The sequence below is a fragment of the Amycolatopsis sp. SID8362 genome, assembly GCF_010550475.1.
GTDB lineage: Bacteria > Actinomycetota > Actinomycetes > Mycobacteriales > Pseudonocardiaceae > Amycolatopsis > Amycolatopsis eburnea.
On sequence record NZ_JAAGNB010001251.1, the window covers coordinates 1 to 930 of the forward strand.

At 74.1% G+C, this 930-nt stretch carries 1 protein-coding gene; it reads left to right on the forward strand.

The window, feature by feature from the left end; genetic code table 11:
* Positions 1-36: 36 nt before the first annotated feature.
* On the forward strand, positions 37-930 hold an 894-nt coding region (locus tag G3I65_RS38635), incomplete at its 3' end, for a polyketide synthase dehydratase domain-containing protein (RefSeq protein WP_239071706.1).

Consider the following 930-nt stretch of genomic DNA (forward strand, 5'->3'; position numbering starts at 1 on the left):
TTGGTGGAGCTGGGGCCGGATGGGACGTTGTCGGCGATGGTCGACGCGGTTCCGTTGCTGCGCAAGGATCGCGGCGAGGAACTGTCTGCGGTCACCGCGCTCGCGCGGTTGCATGTGTCCGGTGTGGACGTCGACTGGACGGCCTTCTTCGGTGGTGGGGGTGCCTGGCTCGACCTGCCCACCTACGCGTTCAGCCACGACCGCTACTGGCCGGAAGGGTTCCACGGCGGCGCGGGCGACCTGCGGCTGTCCGGGCTGCGCTCCGCCGAGCACCCCCTGCTCGGCGGCGCGGTCGCGCTGCCCGAGTCGGACGGCTTCCTGTTCACCGGCGCGCTGTCGGTGCAGCTGCAGCCCTGGCTCGCCGACCACGCCGTGCTCGGCACGGTCCTGTTCCCCGGCACCGGGTTCATGGAACTGGCGATCCGCGCCGGCGACGAGGTCGGCTGCGACCTGGTCGACGAGCTGACCCTGGAGGCGCCGCTCGCGCTGCCGCCCACCGGCGGCGTGCACATCCAGGTCATGGTGGGCGCGCCCGACGAGTCCGGCGCGCGGTTCCTGACCGTCCACACGCGACCCGAGGGCCTCGGTGAACAGCCGTGGACCCGCAACGCCAGCGGCCGCCTTGCGGTGGGGGAGCGGCGCGACGACTTCGACGCCACCGCCTGGCCGCCCGCCGGCGCCGAACCCGTCGGCCTGGACGGCTTCTACGAGGGCCTCGCCGAGGGCGAGTACGTCTACGGTCCGGTGTTCCAGGGCCTGCGCGCGCTGTGGCGGCGCGGCGACGACGTCTTCGCCGAGGTCGCCCTGCCCGAGCACAAGCAGGCCGACGGCGCGTTGTTCGCGCTGCACCCGGCCCTGCTCGACGCCGCGCAGCACGCCGCCGGGTTCACCGCGATCGCCGTCGACGGCCGGGCCCGGCTGCCGTTCTCG